The organism is Mycobacterium kyorinense (genome assembly GCF_001672775.1).
Lineage (GTDB): Bacteria > Actinomycetota > Actinomycetes > Mycobacteriales > Mycobacteriaceae > Mycobacterium > Mycobacterium kyorinense_A.
In genome coordinates, this window is record NZ_LZKJ01000170.1 from 18,594 (window position 1) to 31,593 (window position 13,000).

The 13,000-nt window shown below is 66.0% G+C and carries 14 protein-coding genes; 7 read left to right on the top strand and 7 right to left on the bottom strand.

Translation table 11 applies throughout. The annotated features are described in order from the left end of the window. Nucleotides 1–11: 11 nt before the first annotated feature. A complete protein-coding gene (locus tag A5707_RS18750) occupies nt 12–380 on the bottom strand; it encodes a hypothetical protein (RefSeq protein WP_065015949.1) in 369 nt (122 codons plus the stop codon). A 310-nt stretch (nt 381–690) separates the two neighbouring features. Here A5707_RS18750 and sucB point away from each other — a divergent pair, with 310 nt between their 5' ends. The 5 genes from sucB to A5707_RS18775 all read left to right on the top strand — a co-directional run bounded on the left by sucB (nt 691) and on the right by A5707_RS18775 (nt 5,895). Then, nucleotides 691–2,478 (top strand): 2-oxoglutarate dehydrogenase, E2 component, dihydrolipoamide succinyltransferase, encoded by a 1,788-nt coding sequence (sucB, locus tag A5707_RS18755; protein WP_065015960.1) that lies wholly within the window; start codon nt 691–693, stop codon nt 2,476–2,478. A 4-nt stretch (nt 2,479–2,482) separates the two neighbouring features. Beyond that, entirely contained in the window at nt 2,483–3,394 is a 912-nt protein-coding gene (locus A5707_RS18760) for a TIGR01777 family oxidoreductase (RefSeq protein ID WP_065015950.1), read from the top strand. A gap of 104 nt (nt 3,395–3,498) precedes the next feature. After that, nucleotides 3,499–4,200 (top strand): lipoyl(octanoyl) transferase LipB, encoded by a 702-nt coding sequence (gene lipB / locus A5707_RS18765; protein ID WP_065015951.1) that lies wholly within the window; start codon nt 3,499–3,501, stop codon nt 4,198–4,200. Then, entirely contained in the window at nt 4,197–5,138 is a 942-nt protein-coding gene (gene lipA, locus A5707_RS18770) for a lipoyl synthase (protein ID WP_065015952.1), read from the top strand. Before lipB ends, lipA begins: the two co-directional genes overlap by 4 nt. Nucleotides 5,139–5,142: 4 nt before the next feature. Further along, nucleotides 5,143–5,895 (top strand): DUF4191 domain-containing protein, encoded by a 753-nt coding sequence (locus tag A5707_RS18775; RefSeq protein ID WP_065015953.1) that lies wholly within the window; start codon nt 5,143–5,145, stop codon nt 5,893–5,895. A gap of 20 nt (nt 5,896–5,915) precedes the next feature. Here A5707_RS18775 and A5707_RS18780 read toward each other — a convergent pair whose 3' ends face one another. Beyond that, on the bottom strand, nt 5,916–6,383 hold the full coding sequence (locus tag A5707_RS18780) for an RDD family protein (RefSeq protein ID WP_065015954.1): 468 nt from the start codon (nt 6,381–6,383) through the stop codon (nt 5,916–5,918). Between the two features lie 202 nt (nt 6,384–6,585). Between A5707_RS18780 and glnA the strand changes: the two genes are divergently transcribed. Continuing rightward, nucleotides 6,586–8,022 carry a type I glutamate--ammonia ligase gene (glnA, locus tag A5707_RS18785; RefSeq protein WP_065015955.1) on the top strand — a complete coding sequence of 479 codons (1,437 nt, stop codon included), beginning with the start codon at nt 6,586–6,588 and terminating at the stop codon, nt 8,020–8,022. A gap of 5 nt (nt 8,023–8,027) precedes the next feature. On the opposite strand, the gene A5707_RS18790 is transcribed toward glnA, so the two are convergent. Then, nucleotides 8,028–9,287, bottom strand: a complete 1,260-nt coding sequence (locus A5707_RS18790; protein WP_065015956.1) for a hypothetical protein — start codon at nt 9,285–9,287, stop codon at nt 8,028–8,030. A 196-nt stretch (nt 9,288–9,483) separates the two neighbouring features. Here A5707_RS18790 and A5707_RS18795 point away from each other — a divergent pair, with 196 nt between their 5' ends. Next, nucleotides 9,484–9,972, top strand: coding sequence for a DoxX family protein (locus tag A5707_RS18795; RefSeq protein ID WP_082969550.1), 489 nt, complete (start codon nt 9,484–9,486; stop codon nt 9,970–9,972). Here the strand turns inward: A5707_RS18795 and mddA are convergent. From mddA to A5707_RS18810, 4 genes are all read right to left on the bottom strand, one after another. Continuing rightward, nucleotides 9,969–10,757, bottom strand: coding sequence for a methanethiol S-methyltransferase (gene mddA, locus A5707_RS18800; protein ID WP_232000760.1), 789 nt, complete (start codon nt 10,755–10,757; stop codon nt 9,969–9,971). The two genes, A5707_RS18795 and mddA, sit on opposite strands and share 4 nt — an antisense overlap. A gap of 107 nt (nt 10,758–10,864) precedes the next feature. Next, a complete protein-coding gene (locus A5707_RS18805; protein WP_065015961.1) occupies nt 10,865–11,983 on the bottom strand; it encodes an epoxide hydrolase family protein in 1,119 nt (372 codons plus the stop codon). A gap of 8 nt (nt 11,984–11,991) precedes the next feature. Then, the gene (locus tag A5707_RS23485; RefSeq protein WP_082969551.1) at nt 11,992–12,225 is read right to left on the bottom strand and encodes a hypothetical protein; all 234 of its coding nucleotides are present in this window, start codon (nt 12,223–12,225) and stop codon (nt 11,992–11,994) included. A gap of 221 nt (nt 12,226–12,446) precedes the next feature. Beyond that, a partial coding sequence (locus A5707_RS18810) for an HNH endonuclease signature motif containing protein (protein WP_156658126.1) occupies nt 12,447–13,000 on the bottom strand: 554 nt, incomplete at its 5' end.

The following is a 13,000-nucleotide window of genomic DNA, read 5'->3' on the forward strand; positions in this document are numbered from 1 at the left end:
ACCGCGGAACTCTACAGCGGCGGCGCGTCGAGACGAGGCTGATACTCCTCGACCCTGGGACGCCGTTTCGCCGTGGTCACGGCGGCGTCCGTAGCGATCTGCAGCGGGTAGCTCAGGCCGCCGATCTCTTCGGCCAGCGAGGTGACCTCTTCGGGATCGATGAACCTGTAGCGCGTCAGCAGCTCGGCCCGGTTGATACCAAGGTTGGCCGCGGCGCGGCGCAGGTTGTCCGCGGTAATCAGCGTCCCCTTGTCCAGCTGGTCGTAGTAAGTGGACCGCGGCAGTTCCATCGCGGTCCAGATCTGCTCCCTGCTCAAGGGGCGGCCTGCCAAGTAGGAGAGAACCGTGGCGAGGTCTTTGCCGGTGTCGTCGGGGTACACGCCGAGCAGCTTATCCAGCTTTTGGATCCGACTTTTAGACTTTTAACCACGCAGATGCCATTGATTTCGGGTGCTTGCTCGCCGACGTCCGACTTCCAGACTCGGCGTCCCGCAAAGTGGACAGTCGACATCGCGCAATCGTGTCCGCCCGACACGCTCGCTGCGCATTCTGCCCTGGGCGTGTGGCGGCAACGCCGTAGTGACAGGATGGTTTCGACATCCAGTTGGGTGCGCACCCCGGCTATCCAGACGTTGGTAAGCCAGCGGTGGCCCCGTGCCGACCGACCGATCGATCGAGGAGTCAACGACGATGGCCTTCTCAGTCCAGATGCCGGCACTCGGTGAGAGCGTTACCGAGGGGACGGTCACCCGCTGGCTCAAGCAAGAAGGCGACACCGTCGAAGTCGACGAACCGCTGTTGGAGGTCTCCACCGACAAGGTCGACACCGAGATCCCCTCGCCGGCGGCGGGTGTATTGACCAAGATCGTCGCTCAGGAAGACGACACCGTCGAGGTGGGCGGCGAGTTGGCCATCATTGGCGGCGCCGACGAAGCTGCCGGCGAGCAGCCCGCCGCGGAGACACCGCCCGAACCGGCCGCCGAGCCGCAGCCGCAAGCGCAGCCCGAGCCGCAGGCGCAGCCCGAGCCGCAGCCGCAAGCGCAGCCCGAGCCGCAGCCGCAGGCGCAGCCCGAGCCGCAGCCGGCGGCAGCATCGTCCAACGGCGAGGGCGGCACCACTACCCCGGTGCTGATGCCCGAACTCGGTGAATCAGTGACCGAGGGCACGGTGACCCGTTGGCTGAAAAAGGTTGGCGACACCGTGGATGTCGACGAGCCGCTGGTGGAAGTGTCCACCGACAAAGTCGACACCGAAATACCGTCGCCGGTGGCCGGCACGCTGGTCAGCATCACCGCCGAGGAGGACGTCACCGTCTCGGTCGGCGGGGAGCTGGCCAAGATCGGGACCGGCGCGCCCGCGCCGGCCGCCGCACCGGCGCCCGAACCACAGCCACAGCCCAAACCTGAACCGCGGCCGCAGCCCAAACCCGAGCCGGCAGCTGCGCCGCAACCCGAGCCCGCGCCGAAACCTCAGCCCAAGCCCGAGCCCACCCCGGCGCGGCCGCAACCCGACGCCGCACCGGCAGCCAGCACACCCGGTACGCCCTACGTCACCCCGCTGGTGCGAAAGTTGGCTGCCGACAACAACATTGACCTTGCACAAGTCAGCGGCACCGGGGTCGGCGGACGGATCCGCAAACAGGACGTGCTGGCCGCCGCCGAAGCGAAGAAAGCACCGACGCCAGCGCCGGCCGCGCCCGCCCCGACCGCGGCCCCGACACCGCCTGCCCCTACGCCGGCACCGGCGCTGGCGCATCTGCGCGGAACCACCGCGAAAGCCAGCCGGATCCGCCAGATCACCGCCGCCAAGACCCGCGAATCGCTGCAGGCTACCGCTCAGCTGACCCAGACCCACGAGGTCGACATGACCCGAATCGTGGCGCTGCGGACCAGAGCCAAAGCCGCGTTCGCCGAACGCGAGGGCGTCAACCTGACCTTTTTGCCGTTCATCGCCCGCGCTGTGATCGACGCGTTGAAGACGCATCCCAACATCAACGCCAGCTACAACGAGCAGACCAAGGAGATCACCTACTACGACGCCGAACACCTTGGCTTCGCCGTCGACACCGAACAAGGCCTGCTCTCCCCCGTCATCCACAACGCGGGCGATTTGTCACTGGCCGGGCTGGCCCGTGCGATTGCGGATATCGCTGGCCGGGCTCGCTCCGGGGACCTCAAACCCGACGAATTGTCCGGCGGAACGTTCACCATCACCAATATCGGCAGCCAGGGAGCGCTGCTGGACACCCCGATCCTGGTGCCGCCCCAGGCCGCCATGCTGGGCACCGGTGCCATCGTCAAACGGCCGCGGGTCGTCGTCGATGACACCGGTAACGAATCCATCGGGGTGCGGTCGATCTGCTATCTGCCATTGACTTACGACCACCGACTGATCGACGGTGCTGACGCCGGACGCTTCCTGACCACCATCAAGCATCGGCTCGAAGAGGGAGCGTTCGAGGCCGACCTGGGGTTGTGACGTCGTGGCCAAATCAGTCGTCGCGGTCGCGGGTTCGTCCGGGCTGATCGGCTCGGCTCTGGTGGCCGCGCTGCGCAGCGCCGATCACCAAGTGCTGCGGATTGTGCGCAGAGCGCCGGCCAACGGCGGCGAAGTGCGCTGGGATCCCGACAGCGGCGAGTTCGACCCGTCAGCGCTGCGGGGCGTCGACGCGGTGGTCAACCTGTGCGGGATCAACATCGGGGCGCGACGTTGGTCGGGCGCCTTCAAACAGGAGTTGCGGGACAGCCGCATCACACCCACCGAAGTGCTGTCGGCCGCGGTCGTTGAAGCCGGCGTCGGAGTACTGGTCAACGCCAGCGCGGTTGGCTACTACGGCAATACCAAGGATCGCGCCGTCAACGAAACCGATTCGGCCGGAGAGGGTTTCCTGGCGCAGCTGTGCGAAGACTGGGAGGCGGCCACCGCACCTGCGCAGCAGGCCGGCGTCCGTGTGGTGTTGGCCCGCAGCGGCCTGGTGCTGGCGCCGTCGGGCGGGGCGCTGGGCAGGATGCGACCACTATTCTCGCTGTGCCTCGGCGCCCGCCTTGGCAACGGACGCCAATACATGTCATGGATCAGCCTTGAGGACGAGGTACGGGCACTGCAGTTCGCCATGGCTAATCGCGCACTGTCCGGGCCGGTGAACCTGACCGGGCCCGCGCCCGTCACGAACGCAGAATTCACCGCCGCGCTGGGCCGCGCGGTGCATCGGCCCACGCCGCTGAGCCTGCCCGGGTTCGCGGTGCGGGCCGTGCTCGGCGAATTCGCCGACGAGGGCCTGCTGTGTGGTCAGCGGGTGATCCCGAGCGCACTGGAGCGCGCCGGTTTCCAGTTCGACCACAACACCATCGGTGAGGCGCTGCGATACGCCACCACGCGCCCGGCCGCAGCCTGACCAGGCCGCCGCGAAACAGAAGCCACGGTCGTGATCGCCGGCCCGATCGCAGCCGTAGCTTCTGCCTCGCGAACGAGAGCGGCGCACCGAGTAGCCTCGCCACTGTGAGTTCCATCCGGTCCAGTCCAGCCCCGATCGAGGTTCGGCAGCTGGACTGCCTGGACTACCGGGCCGCCTGGCAACTGCAGCGCGAACTGGCCGAGGCCCGAGTGGCCGGCGGGCCCGACACGCTGCTGTTGTTGGAACATCCCTCCGTCTACACCGCGGGCCGGCGCACCCTGCCGCACGAACGCCCGACCGACGGCATACCCGTCGTCGACACCGACCGCGGCGGCAAGATCACCTGGCACGGCCCGGGACAACTCGTGGGCTATCCGATCATCGGGCTGACCGAACCGCTCGACGTGGTCAATTACGTTCGGCGGCTGGAGGAGTCGCTGATCAGCGTCTGCACCGGCCTCGGGCTGACGGTGACGCGAATCGACGGCCGCTCCGGGGTGTGGGTGCCCGCCGGTGGCGGCCGGCCTGCGCGCAAGGTCGCCGCCATCGGGGTCCGGGTGTCGCGGGCAACGACGCTGCACGGCTTTGCGCTCAACTGTGACTGTGACCTGAACGCGTTCGGACAGATCGTGCCGTGTGGCATCACCGACGCCGGAGTGACGTCGCTGTCCGCCGAATTGGGTAGCCGGATCGGCGTCGAGGACGTTCGGTCGGCGGTCGCGGAGGCGGTGTCCGACGCCCTGGATGGTCGGCTCGCGCTGAGCTGGCAGCCCACCGGGCGCGCCCGCGTAGCATCAGCATCGTGACCGTCGCTCCCGAAGGCCGCAAACTCCTGCGCCTGGAAGTGCGCAACGCACAGACCCCGATCGAGCGCAAGCCGCCGTGGATCAAGACGCGCGCGCGGATGGGTCCGGAGTACACGGAACTCAAAAGCCTGGTCCGGCGCGAGGGCCTCCACACCGTGTGCGAGGAAGCCGGTTGCCCCAACATCTACGAGTGCTGGGAAGACCGCGAAGCCACCTTCCTGATCGGGGGTGAGCAGTGCACGCGTCGCTGCGACTTCTGCCAGATCGACACCGGCAAACCGGCCGCCCTTGATCGCGACGAACCACGCCGCGTCGCCGAGAGCGTGCAGGCGATGGGTCTGCGCTACTCCACGGTCACCGGCGTGGCCCGCGACGACCTGCCCGACGGCGGCGCCTGGCTCTACGCAGAGACCGTGCGCGCCATCAAGACACTCAACGCCTTTACCGGTGTCGAGTTGTTGATTCCCGACTTCAACGGCGTGCCCGCCCGGCTGCAGCAGGTGTTCGAGTCTCGTCCAGAAGTGTTGGCGCACAACGTCGAAACGGTTCCGCGCATCTTCAAGCGGATCCGGCCGGCATTCAGCTATCAGCGCAGCCTCGACGTGCTCACCGCGGCGCGGACGTTCGGCCTGGTGACCAAGAGCAACTTGATCCTCGGGTTGGGCGAAACGATCGACGAGGTGCGCACCGCGCTGGCCGACCTGCACGACGCCGGCTGTGAGATCGTCACGATCACGCAATATCTGCGGCCGTCGGCGCGCCACCATCCGGTCGTACGCTGGGTCCGGCCAGAAGAGTTTGTCGACCTTGCTGCCCACGCCGAACAGCTTGGGTTCAGCGGGGTGCTGGCCGGTCCGCTGGTGCGATCGTCATACCGGGCCGGGCGGCTCTACCAGCAGGCTATGCAGGCGCGCCCGTTCAGCCCGCCCGTATCCTGAGTCCATGGCGAAATCCCGTAACGCAGCGGCGAACAAGGCCGCCAGAGCCGAGGCGAAGGCGGCCCGCAAGGCCGCGGCCAAGGAGCGCCGCAGCCAGCTATGGCAGGCGTTCACCATGCAGCGCAAAGAGGACAAACGCCTGCTGCCCTACATGATCGGCGCCTTCATCCTGGTCGTAGGCCTGTCCGTAGCGGTCGGGGTCTCTGCTGGCGGGTTCACCATGGTGATGATGATCCCGCTGGGCATAGTGCTGGGTGCGTTGGTCGCGTTCATCATCTTCGGTCGGCGTGCCCAGCGGTCGGTGTATCGCAAGGCCGAAGGGCAAACCGGCGCGGCGGCCTGGGCGCTGGACAACCTGCGCGGCAAGTGGCGCGTCACCCCGGGCGTCGCCGCTACCGGCAGCTTCGACGCCGTGCACCGGGTGATCGGTCGCCCCGGGGTCATCCTGGTCGCGGAGGGGTCGGCGACCAGAATCAAGCCGCTGCTGGCGCAGGAGAAGAAGCGCACCGCGCGGCTGGTGGGTGAGACGCCGATCTACGACATCGTCGTCGGCAACGGCGACGGCGAGATTCCGCTGGCCAAGCTCGAGCGCCACCTGACCCGGCTGCCGGCGAACATCACCGTCAAGCAGATGGACTCGCTGGAGTCGCGGCTGACCGCGCTAGGTTCACGCGCCGGGGCCGCCACCCTGCCTAAGGGCCCGATGCCCAGCGCAGCCAAGATGCGCGGCGTCCAACGCACGGTGCGCAGGCGCTGACGCCCAGCGCCGCAACAGGTCTAGCGCCGTACGACGGCCGTGCCGGTCACCCGGTCCTGCAGGCCGCGACCGTCGATGTCGACGAACAACGCGGGAATGACGACCGCGATCAGCACTCCCCGCAACGCGGCGCGGCCAAGCCCGACGTGCATCCGCCCATCGACGGACTTCACCCGCAGCCCGAGCGCAAACTGGCCCGGAGTGAACTCGAACAACCGCACCGCGATCATGCCGAGCACCAACCAGATGACCAGTACCGTGGTCGAGAGTTGGCCGGGCGAGACGAGCCCGAGTGTCAGGCCGAGCGCAGCCAGTCCGTAAGCCAGGAGCCAGTCGACGAGCAGTGCCGCCAACCGGCGCCCCATGCGGGCCAGCGAGCCGGGCCCCCGTTCCGGCAAATCCAGCGTCTCGCCAGGGTATTGCCGCTGTTGACCGTCGGAATTCAGCGGCCCGGGGCCGGATAGCCAGGATGCGATGCTGCGGGCCATGGCCCCACAATATGCACCGGTCGGCACCGACCCGGTTTCGACGGCCGCCGACGGGATCGCGTAACGTCAGCGCAACACGAGGTTGACTGCCGGGCAACATCGCCTCCTTAGCGTCTGATCGGGCCACCCGTCACGGCCAGTAGAGGAGAGCGCTTCAATGACCGCAGTCGCACCCATGCCCGTAGTAAAGGAGAGCGCCTCGGTGTCCGAAAAGACGGCCGACGACATCAGCAAGCTGATCGCTGACGAGAAGGTCCAGTACGTCGACGTCCGTTTCTGCGATTTGCCCGGTGTCATGCAGCACTTTTCGATTCCGGCTTCGGCGTTCGACCAGAGCGTGTTCGAAGACGGCCTGGCCTTCGACGGGTCATCGATCCGCGGTTTCCAGTCGATCCACGAGTCCGACATGATGCTGCTGCCAGACCCGGACACCGCGCTGATCGACCCCTTCCGGGCGGCCAAGACGCTGAACCTCAGCTTTTTCGTGCACGACCCGTTCACCCGCGAGCCGTATTCCCGCGACCCGCGCAACGTCGCCCGCAAGGCAGAGAACTACTTGGCCAGTACGGGTATCGCCGACACCGCGTTCTTCGGCGCCGAGGCTGAGTTCTACATCTTCGACTCGGTGTCCTTCGATTCGAGCATGAACGGCTCGTTCTACGAGGTGGACTCGGTCTCCGGGTGGTGGAACACCGGCCAGGCCACCGAGGCCGACGGCAGCCCCAACCGCGGGTACAAGGTCCGGCCCAAGGGCGGCTACTTTCCGGTGGCGCCCACCGACCAGTACGTCGACCTGCGCGACGAGATGACCACCAACCTCATCAACGCGGGGTTCACCCTCGAACGTGGCCACCATGAGGTCGGCAGCGGCGGCCAGGCCGAGATCAACTACAAGTTCAACACGCTGCTGCACGCGGCCGATGATCTGATGCTGTTCAAATACATCATCAAGAACACGGCCTGGCAGGGCGGCAAGACGGCCACGTTCATGCCCAAACCGCTGTTCGGGGACAACGGCTCCGGGATGCACTGCCACCAATCGCTGTGGAAAGCAGGTAGTCCGCTTTTCTACGACGAGTCGGGCTACGCCGGCCTGTCCGACACCGCTCGCCACTACATCGGTGGCATCTTGCACCACGCGCCGTCACTGTTGGCGTTCACCAACCCGACGATCAACTCCTACAAGCGACTGGTGCCGCACTTCGAGGCGCCCATCAACTTGGTGTACAGCCAGCGCAACCGGTCGGCGTGTGTGCGCATTCCGATCACCGGCAACAACCCCAAGGCCAAGCGGCTGGAGTTCCGCTGCCCCGACTCGTCGGGCAACCCCTACCTGGCGTTCTCGGCCATGTTGATGGCCGGTATCGACGGCATCAAGAAGCGGATCGAGCCGATGGCGCCGGTGGACAAAGACCTCTACGAGTTGCCGCCGGACGAAGCCGCCAACATCCCGCAGGCGCCCACCCAGTTGGCCGACGTGATCGACAATTTGGAAGCCGACCACGAGTACCTCACCGAGGGCGGTGTGTTCACCACCGACCTGATCGAGACGTGGATTTCCTACAAGCGCGAGAACGAGATCGAGCCGGTCAACATCCGGCCGCATCCCTACGAGTTTGCGCTTTATTACGACTGCTGATCCGGCTAGGGGCCCGGCGGTCCGATCTGGCCGCTGTTCCCGCGGCTGATCCCCCAGGCCACACCGCATACTGCGATCGCCAACGCGCCGTAGATCAGCGCCTGGGGCCACCAGGGTCGGCTGCGCTGCGGGGGCTCTGCAGCGGCCAGCGCCACGAGGAAGCTGCCATTGTCGGTCGGCCCGGCGCCGGGCAGCGACTGAGTCTTGGTCACTCTGATCTGGGCATTGCTGTCGGGATCGTTGATCTGGCCCCACGCCAGCGTGGAGTCGTCAAGTAGGAAGGTGTCCCGGCTGCCCGGGGGCTGGGTGTCGTCGTGGCCTACCACCGTCACCTGGCCGACTTTCACGGTCTTGTCATCGGCCGGGACATACGCCGACACATTTTGGTACACCGCCGGCGGCGCCGCCGGGATGTAGTCCGGTGGCGGCGGGCCCTGCCAACCCTCCGGTGGTATCCAGGCGCCGCCGTAGAAGCTGCCCGAGACCACGTAGCTGTCGCTGACTGCAGTGAACGGGAACAGCCCGAGCTCGGCGACGTCGAGCACGATTCGGCCGCCGGCCGGCAAGTAGGCCTCCCGGTATTCGCCGTTGTACCGGTACCGGAACGTCATCGCCTGGTCGAGTGGGTTGTACAGGGTGGGCCGGTGGTACTCGTCGTACTCGATGTACTCCCAGTGGCGGGGACGCACCAGCTCCTTATCGCCGACCTTGACGACGTCGACGTTGCCGCGGTGGGCGGTGACCACATTCTGCACTTGATGGTCGAAGTCCACGACCTGCAGCATCGGGTTGCGTGTGCTGAAATCGATCCGCGTCGCCGGTGCGGCTTTGGCAGCCGCGATCGCCTGCGGTGACGCATCAAGCCCCTTCGGCGCTGTCACCAGCGCGTATCGTGGCGCCCCAGGGGCCGGTGGGTTGATCGTCGGCCCCGGAATCGTCCGCAGCGGCGGCGGCTTTGGCAGGACTTCTGGGGGTTGCGCCGGCGGCGCGGGGGCTACCGGGACTACGGGAATCGGCACGGGCGGGGCCTGGGGAATCGGCGCGGGCGCCCTGGTCGCTGGCGCCGGACGCGGCGGCGCGGCCTCGTAACACGAGCGCGACGACGGCAGTCGATATTGCACTACCCAGCGCAGGCAGTCGTCGCAGAACTTGGGATTGGCCCCGGGGCCGGCACATGGAGCCGCCTGTGCCACCCCGGATGCGGCCACCGCCGAGAACGGTGCGAAAGCCACGACAGCTGCCGCCACCATCCCGAGGGCTTTCATCTCGTGACCTTTCCGGAACCGCACTGCCTGACAGCTGCGACCACCGAGGTGCGGACGGGTAGCGGCGGCTTTGCCGTTATCTGAGACAGTGTCACACTTTCTCTCTGGGCCACGAAATCGCGACTGGACCGCGATTCGCTTCCAAGATAGCTGCGCCGCCGCATCCGAAAGGCCGATCGAGCCGTATCGTCGGCGCATGACGCGCAATCTGGAGACCCGGCTCAATACGCGTTCACCGTCGGCAGTGGCGGTGTTTCGAGTGGTGTTGGGGCTGTTGTTCTTATGCCACGGCCTGTCCAAGCTGATCGGCTGGCCGGCCGGGCCGGTGATCCCGGTCGGCGAATGGCCGGTCTATTACGCGGGTTGGATCGAACTGATCACCAGTGTGCTCATCGTCGTCGGGCTCTTCACCCGCGTTGCTGCCTTCGTCGCCTGCGGCGAGATGGCCGTCGCATACTTCACTCAACATTTGCCGATCGGATTTTGGCCGCTCACCAATCACGGCGAACTTGCCGTCGTGTACTGCTTTGCTTTTCTGCTGTTGATCTTCATCGGCGGAGGCGCGTACGCGTTGGATTCGCGCCGTACCGGTGCCGGTTGGCGCGGGCTGCAGACCCGTTGGCGACGGCCTCGGCAGATGGGACGACGCCCGCGGCTGGGCCGGATACCGTCCCCGCGACGTTAGGAGGGCTCCGCCATGGTCGACGTCGGATGGCTTCGCCGTCGCCGCGGATACGGCAGCAGCATGGGCACCTCCTGGCGATAGGTGCGGTATTGCCCGCCCAGCACCGCCACCAGATCGTGCTCCTCGAACCGCACCGCGATCAGAATGTAAGTCGTGGTGGCGACGGCGAACAGCAGATGGCCGGCCGTCATTGTCGGGGCTGCCCAGAAAGCGATGATGAAGCCCAGCATCAACGGGTGGCGCACCCAGGCGTACAGCATCGACGCACGAAAACCGATGTCGCTCAGCGGTTTTCCCTGCCAGAAGGCATATACCTGCCGTAGGCCGAACAAATCGAAGTGATTGATCATGAAGCTTCCCGCGAACACGACCAACCAGCCGATCCAGAACAACGCCCAGACCACCACCCTGGCGGCCCGAGAACCGATGTCCCAGATTTCGGTGGGCATTGATCGCCACTGCCAGTACAGCAAGAACAGCACCAAACTCGACAGCAGCACATACGTGCTTCGTTCCAGGGGCTCGGGCACGATGCGGGTCAACCATCGCTTGAAGACCGGTCGCGCCATCACGCTGTGCTGGACTGCGAAGAGGCCGAGCAACAGTAGGTTCACCACCATCGCCTGCCCGATCGGAGCGGCAATAGCGTGATCGATGCTGCGCGGCACCACGATGTTGCCGACGAAGCCGATCGCGTACAAAAAACTTGCGACAAACGCCAGGTAGCTCACCGCGCCATAGCTGACGGCCACTGTGCGGTTGACCCTGGTGGGTGACTGCGTCACGTTCATGCACCTCCCGCAGGGCAATCCTCGCCGGAGAGCTACCAGTATCGCGCTGGTCTGTAGAAGCGCAATAGGGTAACCGGCTACCCGAATCGGCCGACGCGTCGCTATCGGAAGTTCGCGAAGAACGCACGAACGTCGTCGACGAAGAGGTCGGGCTGTTCGAAAGCGGCAAAATGCCCACCGCGCGGCATCGTCGTCCAGTGCGTGATGTTGTAGACGGCCTCACACCAATGTCGGGGCGCGGGAAGGATTTCCCGGGGAAACGCGGCGATGCCGGTGGGCAATTCGACGCGGTCGACCTCACCGAAACTTCGGAAGCTCTCCCAGTACAACCGCGCTGAGGATGCGCCGGTTGCCGTGGCCCAGTACAACATCACGTTGTCGAGAAGCTCATCGCGGCTCACTACGTTTTCCGGGTGCCCGTCGCAGTCCATCCACGCCCAGAACTTCTCGACGATCCAAGCCAGTTGTCCCACCGGCGAATCGACGAGCCCATACCCCAGTGTCTGCGGCCTGGTGGATTGCTGCTTGGAATAGCCGGTGCCCCACCGGCGATGCTGCGCGACCGCCGCCAGGGCACGCTGCTCGTCGGCGGTGGGATCGCTCATTGCCGTCGCCGGAGGCCGGGCAATCGGCATGTTGAGGTGGATGGCGATGCAGTCGCCACGATTGCGGCCGAGTTGGGTGGTGACCGCCGCACCCCAGTCACCGCCTTGTGCGCCGTAGCGGTGATAGCCGAGGCGGCCCATCAGCGTCTCCCACGCCTGCGCGATGTGGTCGACGCCCCATCCGGTCGTTGTTGGCTTGCCGGAGAAGCCGTACCCGGGAAGTGAAGGGCAGATGACGTGGAATGCATCCTCGGGGCGACCGGTTGCCGAGTTGACCATCGGCTCGATCACCTTGTGAAACTCCACCACGGAGCCGGGCCAGCCGTGGGTGATCAGCAGCGGCAGCGCATCGGCGTGCGGTGAGCGTTGGTGGATGAAATGGATGTCCAGCCCGTCGATTTCGGTGACAAACTGATCGAAGCGGTTCAGCGCAGCTTCGCGAGACCGCCAGTCGTATCCGTCGGCCCAGTAGGCGGCCAGTTCACGGGTGTAGGCCAAGGGCATGCCTTGGCTCCAGTCCTCGACGCACTCGGCTTCCGGCCATCGGGTGTGCGCCAAACGTGTCCGCAGATCGTCGAGGACTTGGCTCGGAACGTCGATGCGGAACGGTCTGATTTCCGGCGTCACAGGATTCGACGAGGTGACCTGCCCATGTGGTAGCCGGACGGAAAGGACATCTCGATTACCCGAAGCCGGTCATTGGCTTTCGACTCGAGTTCAAGGACAACGCAACTCTCGCCGATGGCTTTGGATTCGAGAACGGTGTAGTGCTGACCGCCACCTTGGACATCGGTGATCGGGTCACCTGAGCGCAGTGCCTCGACGGGCACGAGTTCGGGGTTTCGGTGTGCCTCCACGCTGGTAACGCTAGGACAAACGGGCGAGCAAAGGACTGCTTTCTCAGCCTCGGCCTTTTGTTGTGTACCTAAAGTTCTGTCGAGGGCCGACCGCACTGCCGGGCTCACCGCCGCCGCACAGCACGCACATGCGTTCCTCACCACCGTTGATGAGTGCCCCGCGCCGCCGCAGCCGATGCCCGATGCGATAGCGCGTGCCATACGGGCTATTCGTCGCGGCGTCACGGGTGATCGTCGTCGTCGTCTTCGCGGAGGAGTTTTTCGGGGTGGTGGTAGGTGTTGGTGCGGGGTTGGCCGTGGTCGAGGTGTGGGGGTGGGATCCATTCGGTGTCGCCGTTTTTGAGTTTGCGGGTGGTCCAACCACCGGCGGTGACCAGTTTGTGGTGGGGCCCGCAGGCCAGGGTCAGGTCGTCGATGTGGGTGTCGTGGCATTGGGCGTAGTCGGTGACATGATGGACTTCGGTGAGGTAGCCGGGCACATCGCAGTGGGGGAAGGTGCAGCCGCGGTCTTTGGCGTGCAGCACGATCCGTTGACCGGGGCAGGCCAACCGTTTGGTGTGGTAGAGCCCGATGGCTTTGCCGTTGTCGAAAATCGACAGGTAGTGATGGGCGTGTGAGGCCAGGCGGATCACGTCGGACATGGGTAGCAGGGTGCCGCCGCCGGTGAGGGCTTTGCCGGTGCCGGCTTCGAGTTCGGCCAGGGTGGTGGACACGATGATGGTGGCCGGCAGCCCATTGTGTTGACCTAGGTCGCCGGAGGCCAGCAGGGCGCGGG